This is a genomic window from Erythrobacter sp. F6033, assembly GCF_023016005.1.
GTDB lineage: Bacteria > Pseudomonadota > Alphaproteobacteria > Sphingomonadales > Sphingomonadaceae > Erythrobacter.
In genome coordinates, this window is record NZ_JALKAZ010000001.1 from 2,426,146 (window position 1) to 2,450,000 (window position 23,855).

Genomic DNA, 23,855 nt, shown 5'->3' on the forward strand with positions numbered 1-23,855 from the left:
GCTGCCGAGCCGCTTTTCATCCCTGGGAGAGGAAATCGTTAGAAGGTGAAACGAAGACCGAAGCGATAGATGCGACCGGTGTTCGCCACCAAGAGTGTCCGATCATTGGGAGCACCTCCAAGTGAAAGGTCTTCTCCCGCAATGGCGTTAGGCACAGCTTGGTCAGCTTCCAGAACAGCGTAGTCGCGACGAACAGAATCCAGCAAGTTCACTGCCTGGAAATTGAACGCGAGATAGTCAGTGATCTGCAAACCGCCCGATACATCGAGTGAATCAACGCCCTCGCTGTAACGGCGTGTTCCGCCCAGCTCAGGAGCAGACGAGCGAAGGAAGTCAGAGCGAGTGTTATAAGCAACGCGAAGCTGCACACCGTCCTTCTCGTAGAAACCAGTCACGTTGAAGGTATGCCGCGACGTGTTCGGCAAAGGTGCAGCACGGAACGTGGTGTCATTGCCGAGAACGTCGGTGATCGTCTGCTCTTCAACCTCTGAATCTGCGTAGGTGTAGTTGGCGATGAAGCCAAGACCGCTAAGCAACCCAGGAAGGTATGTGAAGTTGTGCTGCAGCGAGACCTCAGCACCGCGAACAAAGGCATTGGCCGCGTTGATAGGACGGTTGAACTGCACAAGTTCGCATTCACGCAGCATGTTCGGATCTGAGAGTGACAGATCAAGCACGCGGTTTGGCAAACACTGGTCCAAAGGCTGAGCGTTTGGTGTGAACGGAAGCAGCAGGCTTGATGCCGACGGTTCGAAACCGCTGTTCGGGTCAAACACACCGTTGCCGTCGAACAGCAGGTTACGGAAATCGCGAATGTAGAACGTTTCAGACGCAGTACGTTCAGCATCCTTGATGTTCTTGTTGTAGAGAGCGACAGAGAACAGCGAGTTTTTGTCGAAATACCATTCAACCGAAAGATCTAGGTTGTCCGAAAGGAACGGCCTCAGCTGCGGGTTGCCCGAGCTTGCGAACGAGTTCGCAAAAGTGTTCTCATTGAAGAGGAAGTTCGGACGCAGACGGTCGATGTTTGGCCGCGCCATTGTCCGCGACGCAGCGAAACGGATAACCAGATCTTCTGCGGCCAGCCAATTGACGTTCAATGATGGCAAGAAGTTATCGTAACTGAAGGTGTCAGATGCATCGACTGCTTCGAGATCAACAAACCCAGGATCATTACGGTCCAGAAGGTCCGCGCCGAGCACGTTTACGATCGCAGCCTGTGCTTCCGCCAGAGTCGCCGTGTTGTTGGGATCGCCAGCTCCGAAGAAGCCGAAGAATTCAAGGTTTTCAGGACGATTGGCGAATTGCAAGAAGCTTGGTGAAGGCAGTGAACCACCAGCAACATCGACGTTCGTCTTGACCCAACGCGCGCCGATATCACCAAAGACTCGACCGTTTGCCAGTTCGAAGTTCGCCAGCAAGTATCCGCCGTAAACCTCAAGACCCAGATCACGGAAATCACGGCCATCAGGCGAAGTTATGCCTGCATCGCCGCGTTCCGCCTGAAGCGCAGTCCGAAGCAAAAACGGATCAAATTGAACGATACCATCGGTGATGCTGTCGCGCGGCAAGCCGATACGCTCACCAAATCCATTTGTAAGCGCTTGGCCACCGGTTACGAATGGACGAATGTCTGCGCGCGGCGTCGAGAAGTCGAACCGGCTTAGGAAGCTGTTCGTCTGACGTTGAACGCGATTACGATCTTCCCATTTGAAACCAGCTTCAATCGTCGTGAATGGGCCGATATCTGCATCCCAATCGACATCGAAGAAAAGCGAGGATGCGGTGTCGTCAATTGCACGGTCACGTGAGTTGATCGAACCGATATCAAACTCAAAAGCATCATCGATAATCGCGAGATCAGGGTTGGCTTCGTTGGTACCGCCCAGAGTACGGTTTGCCACCGTGTCGCTCAGGAAAATACTGCAAATCTGTCCGGGGATACAATCAAAACCCTTGGTCAACCCAGGACGCTGGCGGAAACCGTTGAAGGAGTTGTTATCAGGCGTTTGCGGGTTTGGACCGCCTGCCTGGTTTTCGATTTGTGCCGTTGCAAAGATATAGTCGTTGTCACGCCCTTTACTGTCGGAATGACCGCCAGAGAAATTGAAAGTGAAATCACCAGCCTCGTGCTCGATATTGAACCCGAGTACGAATGTTTCCTCATCAATGTCTTCGAATTCAGTGACCGGCCGAATGTATCCTGGGTTACGTGCGTTACCCGGGCCAAACCCGTTCGAAGTAGCCCGATAGTTCAACAGTGTTGAATTTTCGGGATCGTAGAAGTTTTCGGTACCCTGCCAAAGAGGGAAAAACTGTGGCGCAGCACGGATGGCAATTTGATCGTTGCTGCGAACACGGTTTGTATGGGTGTACGTCGCGTCGAGCTGAACGTCTGTTCTGCTTGAAGGCTTCCACTGGATCGAGCCAGTCAAGCTGTTGCGAGTGGTCTCAAAGAATTGCTGCTGATACGCGACTTCGAACGGCAGAAGGACACGCAGTTGGTCTTCGGGATTTGGGCCACTGAATTCAAGTTGGCCTGTCTCGATATTGGTAATGCCGCCCGTAAGAAGCTCTTGACCTGCTCCGTTCACGAACGGATCCCGAATGTTGTTGGTGGCCTCGTAGCGCGGGATGTTGAGTGCATCGCGTCGACCAGAGTTTTTCTCGGAAGTTGCTACGAGAGAGATACCCAGCGTATCGTTTGCAAGCTTCTCGGAGAAAGCTACGTTGAAACGGTAATCACCGCCAAACACGTCATCACCGACGTTGAAGCTTTCGTCTGCGAACGGTGAATAGCGGGCTTGAAGATCAATGACCCGGCGATCTTTCCGAACAGCAAGCGGCTTGAATGTCTTCAGCCGAATTGTAGCGCCGAGACTACCTTCATTGTCGTCCGCACTTGCGGTCTTTGCCACTTCGATACGCGACAAGAGATCCGAGCTGAACGCGCTAAAATCGACAGCCTGTCCCGCGCTGCCATTGCGGACATCGCCAGCTGCGTTCGTAACAGTTACGCCGTTTAGAGTGACGTTGTTGAGGTTCGCATCGACACCGCGGACGGTAACAGTCGTGCCTTCGCCGTCTGCGCGGTCAATCGAAACACCGGTGACGCGCTGAAGAGCTTCGGCGATGTTCTGGTCTGATGATTTGCCGATATCCTCGGCGTTGATACCGTCTACGATATTGCCCGATGAGCGCTTCTCTTCGAGAGCGTCCGCCAGCGAACGACGGAAACCGGTAACAACAATCGTGTTTTCTGTTTCCTCTCCGTCGGCAACAGTCGCCTGTTCTTCATCCGCGCTTTGGGCGTATGCTGGCGCTGCCATGCAGGCCATGGCCGCGACTGACGCACCGGCCAGCAAGCTTGCCGCTCGGCCGGGTTTGGTTCCAAGTTTATTGATGGTCCGCATTATTCTCTCCCATTTTTTGTTGGCCTATTTGCAAGGCTCAATTTCTTTGGTGCCGCGCGACGCGGCAGTTTCTTCAATTGACTTCGAAGTGCTTGATGAATTTCAGGTCTGGATCGACGCCAAGCCCTGGCGCCGTCGGTATCGCCACTGTGCCCCCATTTTCAGCGACTTGTTCATTGATGCGAAGGGGCTCCTGAAGGAGCTCCTCGCGGAAACGGTTCGGCGTCGTGTCATATTCGAGCATCGGTTGGACCGGATGCGCGGCGCCTGGGAAATCGGGCAGTGCCGCCAGCAGGTGTAGGTTGGTCCCAACCGCCACCGCTGATCCCCAAACGTGATTGACGACCGGCACGAAGTGCGCCTGCGCAAGCGCCAAGACCTTTTGGTACTCACTTATCCCGCCAAGGGCGCAAACTTCAGGTTGAAGGATATCGACGCAGCGCCCCTCAATCAGGTCACGGAAACCCCACCGGGTGAATTCGGCCTCACCGCCTGCGATATTGAGATCAAGCGCTGTACACAGATCACGGTAGCCCTGGCGGTCTTCAGGCGCGACCGGTTCTTCGAACCAGTAGACACCGAGCTCTTCCAGGGCTCGGCCCAAGGGTATTGCCTCGCGGGTGGTGTATGCGTGATTGGCGTCGACCATGAGATCAATATCGTCACCGATCGATTTACGCACGGCCTCGACAAGCTGAATATCGCGCTTCGGTCCGAGACCGATCTTCATCTTCATGGCGCCAAAGCCAGCATCCTTGATGCGGGCGCTCTCTGCTGCAAAACGTTCGGCGAGATCATCCTTGCGCTGCAGCATCATGCCATAGCCATAAGCTGGAATACGCTCACGGAAGGCCCCACCAAGGAGCTTCCAGACAGGAACCCCCTGAGCTTTACCGGCGATATCCCAAAGCGCGATATCAACCCCTGACAATGATTGGATCGGCATACCCTTCTGCCCGTGATCACGGAGAAGATTATACACCTTGTGCCAGATAACTTCGCGGTCCAGCGCATCGTCACCAACGATCATAGGGGCAATGACCCGCTCGACGATTGTCTTGTTGGCAAAAGCGATTGCGCCGCCGCCAAAGCACTCACCCCAACCGGTAATTCCGGCATCCGTCTGAACTTCCACAAGGTGAGCGGTGCGCTTCGTGTAATATTGCTGCGAATATCCGAGCTCATCATCGAGATCGTATTGCAGCACATGGCTTTTGATCGCCGTGATACGTATCTTGCCGAGTGCAACGCGAAGGCTGCGCCCCTGTGCGCTATCATTAGTGTCCGGAGCCACACCAGCTCCATTCATCACACTACCTGTCACATCAGATGTTTGAATTTCCAAGACAGCCTCCCCTCCCTTCGGCATCAAAGGCAGAAATTACTTCTTGAGCAGAAAAGGAGGCGTCTCTGACGGCGCGAGCGCACCGTTGCGATCTTTGTCGCGATTACCGAAAATCCAACTGTAGACTTCGACGAGTTCAGCCGCGCTCATCTCGTCATCACTATCGGCGTTGAAGCGTTCGGCAGTTAGGGTTTGAAAATCACCGCCCGCCACTGTCCACTCGGCGATCGTAATGCGATCATCTTTGTTTACGTCGAAACGACCGTAGTCGCGCTCCGCCATCGCCATCACGAATTCGTCGAGCGAGAGCGCCCCATCGCCATTCGCGTCAACAGAATCCTTAAAGCCGCCAGTATCGGCCGCCGCAGCGGTCGCGAACCCCAAAGTGATAAGTGCGCCTGCCTTCAAGAGGCGGCCTGCCCAACTCTGCATATAGTCTCTCCCTACGGGCCGCCGCGCGATTCGCACCACGCTTTCCGACCTGTGCGGACTATATAAACATCATATGTTTGCTAATTGCAAGCGGCCTTGTGCATTTTCTGGTTGCACCAAAGCATCACCAGTTTGTGAAAGAGCCGTCCGGCCGTGTCATCCTCGGGGCTTCCCAGAATTTGAAGCTAGCCGCCTCGACTGCCTCTTCATTGACAAGCACACCGTGACCGGGACGGTCAGTGATCTCGAGAGCACAGTTTTCCTCGTGCGGGGCGTGTTCAAAATAGAGCCCTTCTTCGTCGCCATCGCGCAGCGCATAAGGCGCGACTTCGTACCATCCGCAATTTGGAATCGCGGCGCATATTTGGAGCGACGCCGCTGTGCAAATAGGCCCAAGCGGATCATGCGGCATGACATCAATGTAGTGCGTTTCGGCCATTGCAGCGACCTTCATCGCTTCGGTGATTCCACCGACATTGCACACATCGATCCGCGCATAATTCGTCAGACCTCGCTCAATCAGAGGTGCGAATTGCCACTTGTCTGAGCATTCCTCTCCGATAGCGAAAGGAACATCCGTCATCTTGCGCAGCGCCTCGTATGCCTCCACCGATTGATACCGGATTGGCTCTTCGAGAAAGTCCAAAGTTCCGGATGGCATTTTTTGGCAGAACCGGGCCGCTTCTGCGACCGATAGGCGCGAATGAAAATCAATGCCCAGCACAATGTCCGGGCCGATTTCAGACCGCAATTCGGTTAGCACGCTGGCCGTGTTAGAGACGCTCTTGTCGATATTAACGGTCCCAGCCGCCATATCGCCCGCCGCAGTGCGGATGACTTTCCAGCCATTAGCGATGAATTGATTCACTTCTTCGATTAAAGTTTCATCATGCGGCTTTATCGATGTGACGAAGCACTGCACTCTGTCACGCTGTTTTCCGCCAAGCAGTGCGTGGATCGGTATATTCAGCGCTTTGCCGCGAATGTCCCAAAGCGCGATGTCGATTGCCGACAGTGCAGCGGTTAGAACGCGTCCGCCTTCAAAATATTGCCCGCGATACACTTCCTGCCAGATTGCGCCGATCCGGCCCGCGTCTTTGCCAATCAAGAACTCGCGAAAATGATCAACCGCGCCGGCGACAGCTTTTTCACGGCTGGACAGGCCGGATTCGCCCCAGCCCGTGATGCCTTCGTCGGTCTCGACTTTTACAAGACACAGATTTCGATGCCCCACCCAAACTGGGTAAGCCTTCACATCGGTGATCTTCAAGAACCCCTCCTCGCAGTCAGTTCACATGCCAGTTGCGGCGCGCAAAGCCTCTGCTTTCTGACTTACCGCGTCAACCGTATCGCCTTTGCGATAGAGTTCGCCTCCGATACCATATCCATCCACGCCCGCCTTGCGCCAGTCCTGAATGGTTTCCGCGCTGACACCGCCAGTCACAACGATCCGCGCATTGGTTGGAAGCACAGATTTCATCGCTTTGATATGGTCCGATCCATATGTCGAAGCAGGAAACACCTTAAGCCAGTTTGCCCCGGCTTCGATCGCTGCAAAAGCCTCAGTCGGCGTGGCTACGCCTGGCAAGGAAATCATTCCGGACTTCACAGTTTCGCGCACAACATCTGCGTTGAAATTCGGTGAGACGATGATCCGACCACCCGCTTCACGCACCAGTTTTACGTGCTCTACCGTAAGAACAGTTCCTGCGCCCGTGATGCAGTCTGCCGGTATCGCATCGGTCAACATTTTGATCGATTTGTACGGGTCAGGCGAATTGAGTGGCACCTCGATGCAGCGAAACCCTTTCGAATAAAGCTCCTCACCAATCGCCACGACCTCTTCCGGCTTCACACCGCGAAGGATGGCTACCAGCGGGCAGGCTGCGATTGCGTCTTCAATTGTCGTCATGGAGTGCCTTTCGTGAAAACTGCGGCGTCACAGCGCCAAGAAACCGGCGTGGATTGCATCTATTCCATCAAGTGTGGTGCTCTTGTGACCCAAACGCTCGATCGCCAGCGCGTATTTGCTGCACAGCGACGGATCACCGATCAATTCCACGCCTTGCTCTGGAACACCATACAAGCTGAGCGCATTTTGCACGCAGGATCCAAGCAGCAATCCGGACATGTAGCTTGGCCCGTCCCCTGCGCCGTCTGGGTTGGTGAGCGTTCGCGTTCGTGTTGAAAACAGCGAATGCAAAAGCGCGTCGGGATGGTTCAACATCAATTCGACGCCCGCTAGAAAGCTATCCTGATCAAACGGCTTGGCGAAGATAACGTCCGACTTTGCGACAAGGATCGAATGCTCTTTGAGCAGCGCGAACAATTCGCCTGTGAGCGCAGTGTTGAATGACTCTAATCGCGAACCCGACATTCTACACCATTTTGTGTGCGTGCCAGGCAGGCAGAACAGGCGATCTTCCTGCGAAGCGTCCGGATTACTGGCGAGCCAGCCGAGCATCTGCAGCTCCTCACCGCGCATCAGATCAGCCTGCCCCATCGGGTTTTCACAGCGCAGCCCTGGCAGGATCGCCATTTTGTGGCCGCATTGATTGAAACCTTCGGCATGGGCCGACAATTCGTGCAGCGTCGCGGGGCAATCGACATAGCCCGTTTCGCGCCAGCCAATGTTCGAGCCGACCATCCCGGCCATAACGATATTAAGTTTGCCGAACTTGCTGGTCCATGGCTCAATCGTTTCAAGCAGGACATCAGCAATCGGTCGGTTCAATTTCGCAATCCCATCGCCATAGGCAATATGATCACGATCAGGCGCGCTCACACCTTCTTCAATCAGCATGGCGCGCATTCGGCTGGTTCCCCAGTCAACTCCGATATACGGTTTCGAATACATCCCCTACTCCGCCAATGCTGTGTCATTCATGCCGTCATTAACGCGGCCGCACTCAGCCCTACATGATTCATCATATGTTTGCATAGGTCAAATCTATGTGTCATATCGTCGGACAAATCTGGCGCGGGGAAATTAGCGCCGGGACTATGGAGAGGGATACCACCTGATGCAGGTTTCAACCACGCGGCGCAATGTCACGCGCTATGCCTTGATCGCCGCCTTTGGTGGTTTTGTTTTCGGCCTTGATGCAGCAAACATTTCCGGAGCGATGCGGTACGTTAGCGCGCTGTTCGGATTGAGTTCGACGCAAGCTGGCTTGGTTGCATCGGTGCCGTTGGTGGGCGTTATCTTCGCACTGTTTTTCACTGGTATGCTCTGCGACCGCTTCGGTCGTAAGCGCATCCTTCTCGCCATCGCCTATACCTATTTGGTGTCAGCCGCCCTTTCGGCTTTCGCGCCCAGCTACGAAGTGCTGGTGCTCGGCCGATTTATCGGCGGCGTTGCCTTCGCATCGCTGACCGTATCGGCGATGTATATTGGCGAGATCGCACCCGCAGACCAACGCGGACGGTTTGTCTCTGTATCGCAATTGTTGATCACGTTGGGCAGCCTTTTGGCGTTTATCGTGAACTACTTCCTCGTCGGTTGGATTGATGATGTCGCGATGTTCACAGATCAAAACATCTGGCGCTTCATGCTCGGTTTCGAGATCATCTTTAACGTGATCTGGATTGCGGCGCTCTACACAATCCCAAAGAGCCCGCGGTGGTTGATATCCAAAGGACAAGACATCGAAGCACGCGAGATTTTCGCCAAAACCCTGCCAGAAGATCAGGTTGCGGCTGTACTCGCCGATGTCGAGCAGTCAGTTGAGAATGAGACCCGAACCGACGTCGTGGTACAGTTGGGTAAGCTGTTTTCGCGCCCAATGTGGTATGTGCTCGCCGTCGCTTGCATCTATGCGGTTGTGCAGGGGGCAACTGGCATGAATGCCGTGTTGTTCTTCGCCCCGACCGTATTTGAGCAGGTCGGGATGACCACCGAAGACACATTCTTCCAGACGATGATTTTAGGTTTGGTCGCAGTGCTTGGAACGCTTGTTGCGATTTCACTGGTGGAGAAGTGGGGCCGCCGCACCCTCACCTTACTTGGGCTTGGCCTTGTGGTGGTGGCGCATACCTCCACCTGGTACGGCTTCAATTCTGCAACATACGAGTTGAACGAGGCGTCGATCACACAGATCACGGCTGCAGATCCGGAGTTCGAAACCTCACGTCTCGACGGCCTCGTCGGCAATGTCTACGAAAGTGATGTCGAGCTTAAGACCGATCTTGCATCGATCTATTCGCTTGAAGAGCTTCCTCTGGTTAGCGGCGCAATCATCGACAGCACGATCACCATTGAACCATTCTTTGTTCTGTTCGGCCTGTTCGCTTTCTATGCAGCCTTCAACATGTCGATCGGCCCCATTATGTGGGTGATATTTTCGGAGCTTTTCCCGACATCCGTGCGCAGCGTGGCCTTACCATTTGTCGCACTGGTACAAACAATTTCGAGTTACGCGATCACTCAGGCTTTTCCTTGGCAACTCGAAAACATGGGATCGGCGACAACCTTCCTGATTTTCGCGGTGATTGGCGTTATCGGGCTGGTCGCGATGTACTTCCTATTGCCTGAAACCAAGGGCAAGACGATCGAACAGCTTGAGCAAGAGCTGATACGCACATAGCATCAAGCCAAACGAACACACGCGAGAGGGGCGTTATGCGGGGAAGACTGGACAGTCAGGTCGCGATTGTGACTGGCGGAGCGGACGGCATCGGCAGAGCAATTGCGGAACTCTTCGCGCGCGAAGGTGCTAAAGTGTGCATTGCCGATGTGAACAGGGAACTTGGCGAAGAAGTCAAAGCAGGTATCTGCGACAAGAGCGGCGATGCCATCTTCGTCGAGACAGATATTGCTGAGCCTGCGTCCATCGCACAGATGGTGGAACAGACCGTCGAGAACTTGGGTGAGCCCAGCGTGCTCGTCAACAATGCCGGCTTCATTGCATTTACAGACGATCCAGCGGAGGCGACTCCGGAACTGTGGCATAAGATCTTCGCGGTCAATCTCGAAGGAATGTGGGAATGCAGCCGGGCGGTGTTGCCGTTCATGCGCAAGGCCGGGCGCGGTTCGATCGTCAATTTGGGCTCGGTTCATTCATTCCAGATCGTGACCGGTCATTTTCCATACGCCGTCACAAAGCATGGCGTCATTGGCCTGACGCGCAGCCTTGCCGTCGAATACGGTCCAGAGAACATTCGCGTGAACGCGCTGTGCCCTGGCATGGTCGAAACACCGACTGCGTTGCGCGGATGGGAAGAGCTTGATGATCCGGCCGGAGTGCGCAAATGGGTTGGTGATCTGCACCCACTGAAACGCAGCGCCAGCTGTGAAGAAATGGCCTATCCAGCGCTGTTCCTCGCCTGTGAGGAAAGCAGCTTCATGACTGGCCAATCTCTCGTGGTCGATGGTGGGCGTTCGGCCTTTTATTCCGACTGAGGCGGCACCGTCTTGCGGTCTGGCCTCCAATTCCAAGGCTCCAAATCGCGCCCTGGCTGACGGTAACGATCCATCCGGTCTGTATCGTATTCTTCAAACTGCTGGTCGAGCGTCCAAAGCGGACGTTCGTGGGTCAATTCCCACTGATGCAGTTTCTGGAACATATCTTTCAGGATTGATGGATTCTCGGGCGACAGATCGCTCTGCTCTTCGGGATCGCGCGCGATATTGAACAATTGCGCAGGTCGATCAGCGAACCGGATGAGCTTCCAATCGCCACGCCGCATCGCCGCGCGGACATCCTTTTTCCAGAACAATTGTTCGTGCGGGTTCCCCTTTTTCGCGCCGCTCAGATGTGGCCAGAGGTTGACGCCATCGATGTTCTCAAGCTCGGCCTCGTCCCCTCCAGCCGCGACATGGAAACTTGGCAGCAAATCCATCGTGCTGACCGGGCGATCAAAGGTGCCGGGGCCAAGCTTTTCAGGCCAGCTGATGACGTAAGGCACACGAATACCGCCTTCGAGATGGTTCGACTTCGTACCCGCAAGCGGCCAGTTGATAGACGCATTCTTATCCGTTGGCCCGCCGTTGTCATTCGTGAACACAACAATCGTGTTGTCGAGCTCTCCAGCCTGTTTGATTGCATCAAAGACATTGCCAATCGCACGGTCCATCGCCCACATCATGGCAGCATAGGTTTTGCGCTTCCCCGTCAAATTAGGGAAACGGGCAAGGTCTTCTTCTGTGGCCTCCATCGGCGTGTGCGGCGCGTTGAACGAGAGATAGATGAAGAAAGGGGCTTCATCATCGCGTGCGACAAACTTCGCCGCTTCTTCGCCCAGAACATCGGTTACGTAGCCACTGGGTTCTTCGAAATTGCGGAAACCGCGCTCCATCAGCTCGTCACGCGTGTTGTTCCTGCGGCCATTCTTATAAGGGAAGAAACTGCGCGCACCGCCGCGAAAGCCGTAGAATTCATCAAATCCGCGGTAGCGCGGGTGAAAGCGATCGGCATTTCCAAGATGCCACTTGCCATACACAGCAGTGCGGTAACCCTGACGCTTCAAATAATCGGCAATGGTCCATTGATCGAGCGGCAAGCCCATATCATCGCCGAGGAATTTCGAGTTGGGGCTCATATAGCCCGGCACGTTGATTTCCTGATAGCCAAAGCGCTGCTGATAACGCCCCGTCATCAATCCCGCACGCGAAGGGCCACAGGTCGGATCGGTCACATAGCCTTGTGTAAAAACGACCCCACGCTCAGCAAGAGCGTCTAGATTGGGCGTGCGGATATCCTTGCTGCCATGGAACCCAAAATCTTCGTATCCAGCATCATCAGAGAATATCAGCAGAATATTTGGCTGATCCTCCGCTGAGAGTGGTCCCGAAACAATCAGAGCAAACAGTGCGAGCAGGGTTTGAAAGACGTTGGGCCGGGTCATAGAAATTCCGTCAGGTGGAGGTTGAGCGAAGGCTCAAAGCACCGGGTCTTCGCCTAATTCCAATCGGAGGCGACGAACCGCATCTTCGAGCAGTTTTGAAGTCAATTTTTCGGCTTTATCCGGGTCACGCTCTTCGATTGCGTTCGCCAGATCGCGGTGGAACGGGATCGACGCGCCATTCTCGCGCGGATCCTTGTTCGTGATGCGCACGCTGATCAGGAGCGCCGAATAGGTCACGCCTTCGATGGCAGCCAGAAATTCATTGTGGGCAGCACGCAGGATCGCTTTGTGAAACAGCGCATCGGCGATGATGAAACGCTCTGTCGATCCCTGTTCTTCTGCCATCCGATCACAGGCGAGTTGAATGCTCTGAATATCTTCTTCAGTTGCGCGTTCGGCGGCCCAGCGCGCAGCCTTTGGCTCGATGGCTAGCCTAATTTCAGCCAATTGAGCGAGGAAATCTCTGCGCGGCGGGGCGGAAAGGTGCCAAGCCATGACATCATCGTCGAGCAGCTTCCAGTTGTTGCGTGTTCGCACATGAGTGCCGACCCCGCGCCGAACAGAAAGCATGCCCTTTTCTACCAGAATTTTGACCGCCTCCCGAACAACGACCCGGCTGACGGAATAGCGTTCGGCCAGCGAGTTTTCGTCATCGATTAGCTCGCCCGGTTCAAACGTTCCGGCAACGATTCGGCGACCCATTTCACGGGCCATTTGGGCGGGAAGACTCAAACGGACATTCGCAGTGTCCTTAAGGTCATAATAGACAAGTTCGCTCATGCCACTTGCATTAGACCCAATATCGAGTCTCGCCAAATAGGTATTACGTTTACTGTCTGCAGACATGCTCAATTGGTCCGGAATACCGGTTCTGCAACTCCGATGACACAGCCAGCAAAGCGCAAGGTCGTGCCATGAACGATGCAGTCGGATTCGACATTGGCAAGGCCGATTGCCGCCGTTGTCACGAACATGTCTGTGTAATTCTTGCCGCCAAACGCGGGGCAGGTTGAGCGCGGCGTTTGTGTTTCGAACCGATCCACGATTTTTCCATCGGGTGAGATCCGGAAAACGGCGCCTCCGTCAAAGATAGCCGCCAGGATGTGGCCTTGTTGATCGATGATCGCGCCATCAATCGTGGTGCCGTCTTCCGTAAAGTCGAGGAAGAGCTCCGGCTCGGCAGCCGGCCAACCGTCATCATCCAGAGCAATGCGCCACGTTTTCTTGGCGGCTGAATCTGTAAAATAGGCCAGCTTGGCGCCATGGTCGAAGCAAATACCGTTTGGAATGGTGATGCTTGGCACCAGGACGTGAAGCTCGCCGCGATAGTAGCGATAGACAGCGCCCGCGCCTTCTTCGGCGGATTTGCTCATCGTGCCGATCCAGAAACCTCCCCAAGGGTCGGCCCTGCCATCATTGCTCCGCGTTTCCGGATCGCCTGCTTCGATATCGCATAACCTTTCGGTCGTCCAATCGGCAATCGCAAGACTGTGCAAACCGGTTTCAGTCGCAAGCAACAATGTGTCGGCGTCTATCAACGCCAAGGCAGAGACCATTTCGTCAAAACGGTGCTCGCGCTGCCCTTCAACGCCGCTACTCATCACTTTCTGGTTCGGGATATCCACCCAGAACAGCTCTTGTCGATCAGGATGCCACAACGGCCCTTCGCCCAATCCGCAAGCGCGATCATCAAAGACATCCACCACCCTGCACTCACCCTGTTCGGTCATCATTTGTAAGTCCGCTCGATAAAACTCTGCAGTTTTTTCGCAGACGGATCTTCGATAGCTTCAAGCCGATCGAGCAGACGGCCCCGCAATTGACGAACAACATCTGCGTGTTCGCGTGAACTGATAAGGTTTGTCACTTCGCCGGGATCAGTCACCAAATCATACAGCTCGTCTCGGCTGTCGCCCGGGTTCCAGACATATTTGTGCTCGGGCGTGCGAATGGCACGCAGACCGAACCACGCGCCATTGTACCATTCAAACGCATACAGAGCATCGTCCGGCCCCGTCAGCGCGCTAGACCCGTCAATCACGCCAGCAAGTGAACGACCGTCGATAGGTTTGGACGGCGTCAGCTTCATCCAGTCAAAGAGAGTCGCAGGAATATCAATCAGCGACACATGGCGATTGACGACGCCGGGTTTTGCATCCGGATCGCGCATCAAGAGCGGGATGCGCATTAGCTCGTCATATGCATAGGCGGCCTTGTCATAGAGGCCGTGCTCACCAATCATGCTCCCTTGATCGCCCAGAAAAACAATATGAAGATCATCATAGATGCCTTCTTCTTTTGCGGTGCGGATTAAATCGCCAACAGCGCGGTCGATCATCGCCACGGCGCCGTAATATTTGGCGCGGGATTCACGCCAGTCGGTTTCCGTCATGTGGCCAACATCGTGCCACGGCCAATACGCATATTCTTGAGCCAAAGGCTTGTTCTTACGCGCCGCACCGAAATTGCTTGGTAAAGCGATCTCAGCCGGATCGAACATAGAGGCATAGGGTTCTGGCACGCGATAGGGCGGATGCGGCTGTTGAAAGCTCACCACTCCCAAAAACGGCTCTCCGCGCCGCGCTGCATTGCGGATCAACTCCTGTCCGTCATGCACTTTCTCCGCAGCCGGTGTGTCTTCATATCCACCCGCTGTCGTCTGGTAATATTGGTGTTTCTCTCCGCCCGCATCGCGCGCACCGCTGTTGTATCCGCGAATGATCTCCAGCCCAGCGTATGGCGTGTAAGGCTTGATACCTGCAGTGACTTCGGCATCAAGTTTTGCAAATTCAGCGCCGCGGATTTGCGGGCCGCGTTCGCCCAAATGCCACTTACCCACATAGCCGACATAATACCCGCTATCGGCCGCATCCCGCAGGAAGCCGCCCTCTTCCGGATTCATGTCATTGAGACGCGAAGTCCACAGGCCAAGATTGTCATCAAGCCCGGTGCGGTGTCCCCAGCGTCCGGTGAACAGCGCAGCACGCGATGGCGAGCACAATCCAGTGGTGGTGATTGCCATATCAAAGCGGGTCGATTCAGCGGCCAGCGCATCGATATTCGGCGTCGGCACAGGCCCACCCCGGTAAGAGAAACTGTCGAACCTCAAATCATCAAAAAACAGGATGAGGATGTTCGGCTTTTCTTCTTCGGCTGCTTCCTGACTAGTCGCCTCGGCTGACTGGCCATTGGCCAGCGTCGCGCACGATGTGAGAGCAAAGGCTCCGAGGACAGCAAGGGTGCGGAGCAACATCTATTATGACCCCTGCCATTCATTGAAGATGGAAATCGCGCTTTCGTCTGCCATTTGTGCGTTCCAACGTTCCCACGCCTTTTGCAATTCGTCAGAACGCGCCTTTTCGGAGGTCTGCAGGTTTGTCTGCTCGCCCTTGTCGTTTGAAAGGTCGTAGAACATCCGCCGCCGTTGGTACTCAACCAGCTTATCGCTGCCTTCGACCACACCAAACCGGCCAATGCGCGAATTGTCGCGGGTATTGGCGGGATAACGCCAGAATAGCTGACGCTTAGGGGCCTGATTGCGCAAATCACCGGCGAGATACGGGATCAGATTGACGCCATCCAATGCGTTTTGGGCAGGTGCGTTCACACCGTTTACGCCCGCAGCAGTTGCCATAATATCGAGCGAGCTGACCGGATGCTTGTAATCGCCGCCAGCCGGAATCTGGCCGCTCCAACGCATAGCAAACGGAACACGGACCCCACCTTCGTAAATGTCGCCCTTACCGCCTTTCAACGGCAGATTGATTGATCCGTTGCGAGCGCGCACCAACGGTCCGCCGTTGTCAGAGAGGAAGAACACAATCGTGTCTTCAGCCAGGTCAAGTTCGTCCAACTTGTTGAGGACATCGCCAACACCGTCATCGACCGCGCTGATCATCGCCGCATAAGTGCGGCGGCGCTCATCTTTGATATGCTTGAAGCGATCGAGATATTCCTGCGTCGCGTGCATCGGAGTGTGCGGCGCGTTGTAAGCGAGATAGAGGAAGAATGGCTCATCCTTTCTCCGCTCCACAAAATCGACCGCCTTTTCCGAAAGCCAGTCGGTCAGGTAACCGCTCGTTTTGACCTGCTCGCGGCCAACCATCAACCAACTTTGATAGAGCTGTCCGCCATTCTGCGCCTCGGCCACCGGAATCGGGCGCAGACGGTCGAGGAAATAATTGTGACCACCATTGGTGAAGCCGTAAAATTCATCAAAGCCCCGCTCCAAAGGATGGAACTGCGGGTGATTGCCCATATGCCATTTGCCAATGATCGCACTCGTATAGCCGGACGGCGCCAGCACATCTGCGATAGTGCGTTCAGTCAGCGGAAGGCCCGCTTTGGTATCGAGAGGGTTCTCTGATGAGTTGAGGTCATAGCCAAACCGGGATTGGTAACGCCCGGTGAGCAACCCTGCACGGCTTGGCCCGCATACGGGAAAGCTGACATATCCTTGGTCAAAACGAACGCCTTCATTGGCGATGCGATCGATGTTGGGCGTAGGTATATCGGTACTGCCGTTGAAGCCAACATCGGCGTAGCCTTGGTCATCGGTAAGGATCACAATGATATTCGGTGCTCGCTCCAACGCCATTGGTTCAGACTGCGCGCTGTTGTCGGACGCCGCTGCGACAGGCGCAGGAGCCTGCATGGTGCAACCCGCCAGAGCCACGCTTACGGCCGCAAATGCTAATTTTTTGAGCATCAAGTTCTCTCCCTTGGCGTTCAGCCAATCCCTATGTCGTTATCGCAGTACTGATGCGTTTGATCGCGAAGTAATCATCGAGCGCAAAGTGCGAACAATCCACGCCCACACCCGATTGTTTGAAGCCGCCATGCGGAAGTTCGATAGAATATTTGACCCCGTTCACCTGAACCTCGCCAAACCGCAAGGCATCCGCGCACCTTTGCGCCTTTGCGGCATCCTTGGTGAAGACATAGGCGGTAAGCGCGGCATCGGTGTCATTGGCCGCTGCAATCATTGCCGCTTCCCCAGCGACAGGCTCCATCAGATTTACAACAGGTCCGAACACTTCTTCCCGCGCGACCCGCATGTCCTGTCCAACCGAACCCAACACGGTCGGTGCAAAGAAAGCATCACTCGCCACGTTTTCAGGAATGCAATTGCCAGCGAGAACCTCAGCGCCTTGCAAAGCAGCGTCAGAAACAAGCCCCTCGATACGGGTCCGCGCACCGGCATCGATCAACGGCCCCATGCCAATTTCGGCGTCACGATCGAAGCCGACTTTGACAGCATTCGCACGTTCGACGATTTTTGATGCCAACTCTTCTGCGATTTCCGGCTCCGCATAGACCCTGTTGGGAGTTACGCAGATTTGGCCCGAATTTCCGAATTTGAGTGCCGCTATCGTGTCCGCCGCAAGGTCGAGATCCGCATCGGCAAAAACCAGCGCAGGCGCGTTGCCGCCGAGTTCCATGGAATATCTCTTAATGCTTGTCGCGCCGGTTCGGATCACATGCTTCCCGGTTTCGGTCGATCCAATCAGAGTCAGGATCGCCGGAATGGGCGAGGCCGAAATCTGATCTCCGATTGCTGCATCATCGCCGCCCACAACATTCACCACGCCAGCCGGCAAGCCGATCTCATGGCAAATTCTACCAACCTCATAGGTCGAAAGCGGGGTCTTGGCCGATGGTTTGATCACAATCGGGCAGCCGGAAGCCATCGCAGGTCCAATTTTGTATGCGAGGTTCAGCAGCGGAAAATTCCAAGCGAGAAACGCTCCGACCACACCCAGAGGCTCTCTGACTATGCGATGCGTGTGCGTGCCATGCGGATCTTCCAGCGTAGAACTATCAAGCTCACGCGCGAGGCCGGCATAATATTCGAGGCTCGATACGAGCATCTCAAAATCTTCGACCGCGCCTGCCCATGGCTTGCCCATTTCAATGTGGACCAGATTGGTCAGCACTTCACGTTCGGCAACGACCGCAACGCGAAGACGGTCCATCCAATCAGCCCGCTCAGCTCCAGACAGCTGGGACCAGCCCGGAAACGCGGCCTGTGCCGCCTCCAACGCGCGATCTACGTCTGCACGAGTGGAAGCGACAATCGCGCCAGACACGGTGTTGTCGGCAGGATTGATGACATCAATTGTTGCATCATGCGAAACCAGTTCGCCTGCGATATATTGCGGGAAAATCCGCGCGCTCATATCCTCTCCTCTGGCGATCCAACTCGCCGCGTTTATGCGTTAGCGCCGCTTCGAATTAGTCAAAAACGCATTGACCGAAGTGCAAACGGATAATACGACGTAGCTAAACATCATATGTTTGACAGTCAATCCTAAGCGGCACGTGTTGTCGACGGAAGATGGCTGAGACGGGGAGAGAAATGCGAACCAAGCGGCTTGCTATACCAACGCCATTGTTGCTGGCGGGTTTCATTGCGGCAGGGACGCTTGCGGGCTGCACTTCGTCAGAAGAAGGCACTCAATCCCCACCTGACATAGCGAAACGCGAATGCGCTGTCCCAGCTCAATCAGTGGTCCGCGTCGCTGCGGGGTCTTTTCCGATGGGACAGGAAAATGTCTACCGCGAAGAAGGCCCAATCCGGGAAGTCAGTGTAGATGAATTCTGGATCGATTCGACAGAAGTCACGAACGCCCAATTCGCCAAATTCACGCAAGCAACTGGATACGTGACGGTGGCGGAAAAGCCGGTTGACCCAGCAGTTTTCGGCGTTCCTGAGAGTCAGATTCCGCCTGACATGCTTCAGCCCGGGTCCGCCGTATTCACAGAACCCGCATTCGCTTCGACCCGTTACACCGATTGGTGGGAATATCGCCCGGGGGCAAACTGGAAATTGCCGACCGGAGCAGAAGGGAAGAAAGCCGAACCCAACCGCCCTGTCGTCCACCTCGCCTATGAGGATATGCAAGCTTACGCACGGTGGCGCGGCGGCCGAATCCCAACCGAGGCGGAGTGGGAATACGCCGCACGGGCGGGCAATGAAAATTACACCGATCAGCCAAGCGAAGCCAATAGCTGGCAAGGCGCCTTTCCAGTCAAAGACTACGCCGAAGATGGTTTCGCAGGAGTTGCACCTGTCGGTTGTTACGAACCAAACGATTGGGGCCTCTTCGACATGATCGGCAATGTCTGGGAAGTCACCAGCGATTTTTACGCCCCCGGACACGATCCAGAAGCGCCCAGCACAAACCCTCGCGGCCCATCTGAAAATGCCGCCTATGATCCCGGCAATCCCGGCCTGCCATCGCGCGTCATGAAAGGTGGCAGTTATCTTTGCGCACCCAATTATTGTCAGCGTTATCGCCCTGCCGCCCGCCAGGGCAGAGATCCCGGCCTTGGGGCCAGCAATGTCGGGTTCCGATTGGCCTATGACAGCGAAGATGCCGCCATGCGCCCGATAAACGAGGAAATACAATGACCAGCGACACCGCACAAACCAGCCTCTCGCGTCGCAACCTGCTGGCTGCAGGAGCGGCGCTGCCTTTGGCGACTTCTTTATCCGCTGAGAAACTGGCAGCTGCAGAACCGGAAAGCCTGAAGGGCCAATCGGTTCTTATCACCGGCTGTTCCAGCGGGTTTGGCAGACAGACCGCGCTCTATTGTGCGTCGCTTGGCGCTAAAGTCATTGCGACGATGCGCAACCTTCCACGCCTTGAAGCAGATACGCTTCGGGCAGAGGCAGCTTCGAACAAATTGGATTTGCATGTCGTTGAAATCGACGTGCTTGACGACGCCAGCGTCGCGCAGGGTAGCGAAGAGGCTCGCGACCTCATCGGCGGCGCTCCGGATGTGCTGATCAACAATGCGGGCATCGCAATCGTCGGGCCGATCGAGGCTCAAGACATCGAGGCGACCAGATTGGCCTATGACACAAACGTCATTGGTTATCAGCGGATGATCCGCTCAGTGCTCCCAGCGATGCGGGCGCGCGGATCAGGACAGATTATCAATGTATCGTCCGTTTCAGGCCGGATCATTTGGCCGGGACTGGGGCATTATTGCCCTACAAAATTCGCGGTTGAGGCCTCGTCTGAAACCCTAGCCTACGAAGTGGCTGATCAAGGTGTGGACGTTTCGATTGTGCAGCCGGGCGGTTATCCGACTGATTTCTGGGAAAACCGCGAAGAATTGACCCTCGCCCTCAAGAACCGCTCCGCACCGGAACACCTCGATGGATACGGCGTGATGAGCGGCAATATGGGCTCTGGCAACATTCCAAACTTGAGAGGCGATCCAGACGACATCGCCCTTGCTATTGCCGCGCTGATTGCGAGGCCCGCTGGCGAACGCCCGCTTCGCGTGATGGTAAGCGCGGACGGAACACCGCAGGTGCAAATCAACGCAGCGAGCCGGGAAACGCACGCAGGTTTCCTCTCACGCGGACGCTTCGCCAAGGCTGCCAAGAAAGTGCTCGGAAACTAGCGGTGACACACCCGCTCCGCCCTTTTGCGGTGACCGCACTTTTCGCTGGCATCTACCAGCCAGTGGTGGCCCATGAGCCGAGCAGTTACTTCGAAAACACGGTGCACGACGCTGCGCCAACCCATCTGTTTCCGGACCCTGATTTTCAAGAATTCAAAACGGACGATACCCACCGCCGTATTCAAGCAGCGCTGAACGCTGCCTCTGCCGAAGATGAGGATGAAGATGAAGATGAAGATAGCGCCATCCGCCGTCCGGAAGACATCCTCTATCGCGAAGATATGCGCGATTTCGAAAGCAACCGTCCGGCCCGGCACTGGATCAACGAGTAAATCGATATGACGCGTGACACCATCAGACTCCCAGTACAGATTTCAGGTCTCGCACTCGCATGCGCATTGGCCGGATGCTCCAAGGCACCGTCCCTGCAATCAGCCAGCGCTGCGGCTCCGAATACACTGTTTACCAACGCATCCGACGCGATCCCTTTCGACACGGCCAACCGCCGTTTGTGGGGTGCGCCCGTCGTCTCCGATCTGGATGGGGATGGATGGGATGATATCATCATCAACGATCACGGTCATGCCGCATCGGTTTATTGGAACAATGAAGGCAAATTCTCCAAGCCGGTCGCCATTATCAGTGGTGACGTCCACGGCATCGGCGCCGAAGATTATGATGCCGATGGCAGGATGGATGTGATCATTGCCCAAGGTGGCGGCGACGGAGACAATCCGCGTCATCCTGTCCGGTTCATAGTCAACGCCGATAGATCAATCGAAAGAGCTGAAACGTTTTCATATTTCGAGCAAGGTCGTGGCCGGTCGATCAAGTTTCTTGACGCGAACGCCGACGGCGCGCTCGATCTGATTTATACAGGGTTTGCCCCGCGCAACCGTGACGATTTGGCCGGGAACGAATTGTATCTGAATTCGGGCGGAAAATTGAATTTCCACGAGCATCTGCCAGAGGCCCGGCACGCGATCAGCTTTCATATGCTGGTGACCGATTTCGAAGCTGACAGGAAACCCGATCTGCTTGTTTACGGCGCAGCCGACATGATCGCCGCACGCAAAGCCAGCGATGGCAAATTTGTTGATGTCACCAAGGATGTCCTGGGCCCGCTATCAGAGACACCCAATGTCAGCAGCATCGTTGAACTCGATTTCGACAATGATGGCGATATGGATCTGTTTCTGACCCGTTCGGCCAAGAAGTTTGAGAGCGAATCCTATTACGATCCGGACCTGGGCAGCTATGGTTTCTTCGTGTTCCGCAAGGAATTTATGGTCGGCGATTTTGTGATCGATGGCGATCTGGTGATCGACAACATCCAGGAAAGCTACGCGACGCACGGCATCTATGTCGGCGAGGACAAGCGCGAAGTACAAACCGAAAAGCCAGACAATCACGCCGGCGGCAAGCTGACACTCAAGCCCGAAGAGGCGCAAGGGTGGCCCGAAGGTGAACTGCGCGGCCTCCACATCGGCTATCTTGGCGATGGGAAATGGCGGATCGGCGGAGATGTCCATTCACGATTGGCCGCAGTGGTCCAGAATGTCGTCAAAGCTCCACCCGCGGTCAATCGCGGCCCATTGCCAGCGCTGCTTCTTGAAAACCGCGACGGGAAATTTGTCGATGTGGCAGAATCTGCAGGCATAGATGAGCCAAAGCAGACGACTGGTGCGGCCGTGGGCGACTTCAACAATGATGGTTGGATCGACATCGCCTATAGCTATTACGGCAACATGGTTCATCCGGTGGGTCATGTCGTCCTGCTGAACCAGCAGGGGCAAGGTTTCCGCAAAGCCGGCAATGCTGGCGTCACATCGACAGAGATTGGTGCGATAGGCCATGGCCTATCCGTGATCGATTTTGACAAGGATGGCTTGCTCGATCTGGTTTTCGGCAATGAACGCGGCCGCTGGCATATGGCCCGCAACACCGGCCTTGGCGCGCAAGACAACGGGCACATCGTTCTTGAAACGGGACGTTCACCCAAAGACAATGTCGCGATCAGCGCGGCACGCGTCACTTTATCGGCATGCGGATCGACCCAAACCCGGGTGATCGGAACGACCTCGGACGGCTTCCATCACATGGCAAGCGGTCAGGTGCATTTCGGCATCGGCACTTGTCCCAAAGCGGACACTATCACTGTCGCGTGGTCCAATGGTGAAAACCAAACACTGCGCGATGTCGCGCCAAACTCATCCGTCATAGCCGGGCGCAAATGACGCAGATTTCCTCCGCCCAAATCGAATGTGCTCGCACCAATTTCTTTGGAGAACCTCAATGACACTACGTCCTCTATACGCAGCATCGCTTCTTGCGTTGGCTGCTGGCTGTTCGACAGCGCAAGGGATGCCCTCGCAGGTAGCATCCGCATCCACCGAAACTGTCGCTGCCAGTGACATGTCCGAAAGCGAAGCCAAAGCGCGCGCGAAAATCGCCACGCTCGAAGGTTTGATGGAAGACGCTCAGGCGCGCGGTATTGACGTAAAGCGCGAAGAGACGCTCGTCTGGTTTTCCAAGGAGTTTCTGAAATTCGCCAACTGGGACGAGGAAAATCGCGATCAGATCGAAGCAGCGTTCGGCTATTATAAAAAGGATTTCGTCGCGCGGAAAAAATATTACGCCGATATCCTCCCGGAATTCGAACGCACCGAAGTTGGCAAAATGCTCGACACCGGCATCGCCGAACTGAAAGACGTGTTGGCAGGCAAAATTGACCGGCCCGCGGCTAACCCGGTTGATTGGAAAAACATCACCGTCGGCGACAATGCTCTTTACAGCGCAGGTCGCCCGGTCTTCCTCTATGACTATTTCTCGAAAACAGTCGGCGCACCGCTAACCGATACCCGCGTTTACAACGATCACCTTGGCGCGATCTTCCACGGGGGCGAGAACCTTTACCCGGTCAACCATGACCGCGCGATCAACACCTATCTGCTTCGTGAAGACGGGACCTATGACCCCGAGCTTTTGCGCGAAGTGACCGATATTGATCCGTCCAATGTCGGCTTTCTGTATTTCTGGAACATGGGCTACCCCGACTGGATGGCAGAAAAGGAGCCGCAGATTGGCATGAGCCGATCGCTGTTCACCGGCTTTGATATCGACAATCCTCTAATCCGGAAAAGCTGGGGCAAAATCGCCCGCGACATGGGCGAGCTGACAAAGGGCAAGAAGGTAACACAGCTTGGCTTTGTCCTATCAAATGAGCCTCATTACTTCGCCGAGAAGAACCATTGGACTGCGCGCTTTGGCGAAATGCAGCAGATTTCGGACCATACGTTCAATTTCTTCCGCCAGTGGTTGACCGAAAAATACGATGGCGACATCGCGGCACTCAACGCAAATTGGGGCAGCAGCTTCACCAATTTTGATAGCGTGGAACT

At 55.3% G+C, this 23,855-nt stretch carries 19 protein-coding genes (1 of these 19 running past the window's edge); 7 read left to right on the forward strand and 12 right to left on the reverse strand.

The features are described from left to right. Nucleotides 1–38: 38 nt before the first annotated feature. The 6 genes from MWU39_RS11430 to MWU39_RS11455 form a co-directional block, all read right to left on the reverse strand. Nucleotides 39–3,329, reverse strand: coding sequence for a TonB-dependent receptor (locus tag MWU39_RS11430; RefSeq protein ID WP_247160163.1), 3,291 nt, complete (start codon nt 3,327–3,329; stop codon nt 39–41). A gap of 157 nt (nt 3,330–3,486) precedes the next feature. Next, nucleotides 3,487–4,758 carry a mandelate racemase/muconate lactonizing enzyme family protein gene (locus MWU39_RS11435; RefSeq protein WP_247160164.1) on the reverse strand — a complete coding sequence of 424 codons (1,272 nt, stop codon included), beginning with the start codon at nt 4,756–4,758 and terminating at the stop codon, nt 3,487–3,489. Nucleotides 4,759–4,794: 36 nt separating this feature from the next. Continuing rightward, nucleotides 4,795–5,190, reverse strand: a complete 396-nt coding sequence (locus tag MWU39_RS11440) for a hypothetical protein (protein ID WP_247160166.1) — start codon at nt 5,188–5,190, stop codon at nt 4,795–4,797. A gap of 124 nt (nt 5,191–5,314) precedes the next feature. After that, nucleotides 5,315–6,460, reverse strand: a complete 1,146-nt coding sequence (locus MWU39_RS11445) for a mandelate racemase/muconate lactonizing enzyme family protein (RefSeq protein WP_247160167.1) — start codon at nt 6,458–6,460, stop codon at nt 5,315–5,317. Between the two features lie 21 nt (nt 6,461–6,481). Then, a complete protein-coding gene (locus MWU39_RS11450; protein WP_247160169.1) occupies nt 6,482–7,102 on the reverse strand; it encodes a 2-dehydro-3-deoxy-6-phosphogalactonate aldolase in 621 nt (206 codons plus the stop codon). 27 nt (nt 7,103–7,129) lie between these two features. Continuing rightward, nucleotides 7,130–8,047 carry a 2-dehydro-3-deoxygalactonokinase gene (locus tag MWU39_RS11455; protein ID WP_247160170.1) on the reverse strand — a complete coding sequence of 306 codons (918 nt, stop codon included), beginning with the start codon at nt 8,045–8,047 and terminating at the stop codon, nt 7,130–7,132. Nucleotides 8,048–8,213: 166 nt separating this feature from the next. Between MWU39_RS11455 and MWU39_RS11460 the strand changes: the two genes are divergently transcribed. Together MWU39_RS11460 and MWU39_RS11465 are read left to right on the forward strand one after the other, a co-directional pair. Further along, nucleotides 8,214–9,776, forward strand: coding sequence for an MFS transporter (locus MWU39_RS11460; protein ID WP_247160172.1), 1,563 nt, complete (start codon nt 8,214–8,216; stop codon nt 9,774–9,776). Nucleotides 9,777–9,811: 35 nt separating this feature from the next. Beyond that, nucleotides 9,812–10,591: a glucose 1-dehydrogenase gene (locus MWU39_RS11465; protein WP_247160174.1), complete on the forward strand. Its 780-nt coding sequence runs from the start codon at nt 9,812–9,814 to the stop codon at nt 10,589–10,591. Here the strand turns inward: MWU39_RS11465 and MWU39_RS11470 are convergent. The 6 genes from MWU39_RS11470 to MWU39_RS11495 all read right to left on the reverse strand — a co-directional run bounded on the left by MWU39_RS11470 (nt 10,579) and on the right by MWU39_RS11495 (nt 18,215). Beyond that, the gene (locus MWU39_RS11470) at nt 10,579–12,036 is read right to left on the reverse strand and encodes a sulfatase-like hydrolase/transferase (protein ID WP_247160175.1); all 1,458 of its coding nucleotides are present in this window, start codon (nt 12,034–12,036) and stop codon (nt 10,579–10,581) included. The two genes, MWU39_RS11465 and MWU39_RS11470, sit on opposite strands and share 13 nt — an antisense overlap. A 33-nt stretch (nt 12,037–12,069) precedes the next feature. Continuing rightward, entirely contained in the window at nt 12,070–12,816 is a 747-nt protein-coding gene (locus tag MWU39_RS11475; protein WP_247160176.1) for a FadR/GntR family transcriptional regulator, read from the reverse strand. Between the two features lie 68 nt (nt 12,817–12,884). Then, entirely contained in the window at nt 12,885–13,769 is an 885-nt protein-coding gene (locus tag MWU39_RS11480) for an SMP-30/gluconolactonase/LRE family protein (protein WP_247160177.1), read from the reverse strand. Next, nucleotides 13,766–15,289, reverse strand: a complete 1,524-nt coding sequence (locus tag MWU39_RS11485; RefSeq protein WP_247160178.1) for a sulfatase-like hydrolase/transferase — start codon at nt 15,287–15,289, stop codon at nt 13,766–13,768. Before MWU39_RS11485 ends, MWU39_RS11480 begins: the two co-directional genes overlap by 4 nt. Before the next feature lie 3 nt (nt 15,290–15,292). Then, the gene (locus tag MWU39_RS11490) at nt 15,293–16,744 is read right to left on the reverse strand and encodes a sulfatase-like hydrolase/transferase (RefSeq protein WP_247160179.1); all 1,452 of its coding nucleotides are present in this window, start codon (nt 16,742–16,744) and stop codon (nt 15,293–15,295) included. A 31-nt stretch (nt 16,745–16,775) separates the two neighbouring features. Then, nucleotides 16,776–18,215 (reverse strand): aldehyde dehydrogenase family protein, encoded by a 1,440-nt coding sequence (locus MWU39_RS11495; RefSeq protein WP_247160180.1) that lies wholly within the window; start codon nt 18,213–18,215, stop codon nt 16,776–16,778. 179 nt (nt 18,216–18,394) lie between these two features. Here MWU39_RS11495 and MWU39_RS11500 point away from each other — a divergent pair, with 179 nt between their 5' ends. The 5 genes from MWU39_RS11500 to MWU39_RS11520 form a co-directional block, all read left to right on the forward strand. Beyond that, entirely contained in the window at nt 18,395–19,450 is a 1,056-nt protein-coding gene (locus MWU39_RS11500; protein WP_281501106.1) for a formylglycine-generating enzyme family protein, read from the forward strand. Beyond that, the gene (locus MWU39_RS11505) at nt 19,447–20,454 is read left to right on the forward strand and encodes an SDR family oxidoreductase (RefSeq protein ID WP_247160182.1); all 1,008 of its coding nucleotides are present in this window, start codon (nt 19,447–19,449) and stop codon (nt 20,452–20,454) included. The genes MWU39_RS11500 and MWU39_RS11505 overlap by 4 nt, the downstream gene beginning before the upstream one ends. 29 nt (nt 20,455–20,483) lie before the next feature. After that, complete coding sequence (locus MWU39_RS11510) at nt 20,484–20,786, forward strand: hypothetical protein (RefSeq protein ID WP_247160183.1); 303 nt, start codon at nt 20,484–20,486, stop codon at nt 20,784–20,786. Nucleotides 20,787–20,792: 6 nt separating this feature from the next. Further along, entirely contained in the window at nt 20,793–22,691 is a 1,899-nt protein-coding gene (locus tag MWU39_RS11515) for a CRTAC1 family protein (protein WP_247160184.1), read from the forward strand. A gap of 127 nt (nt 22,692–22,818) precedes the next feature. Next, nucleotides 22,819–23,855, forward strand: partial view of an alpha-amylase family protein gene (locus tag MWU39_RS11520; protein ID WP_247160185.1) — the 5' portion only. 1,330 nt of this gene lie beyond the right edge of the window; only the first 1,037 of its 2,367 coding nucleotides appear in the window; it begins with the start codon at nt 22,819–22,821; its stop codon lies beyond the right edge, outside the window.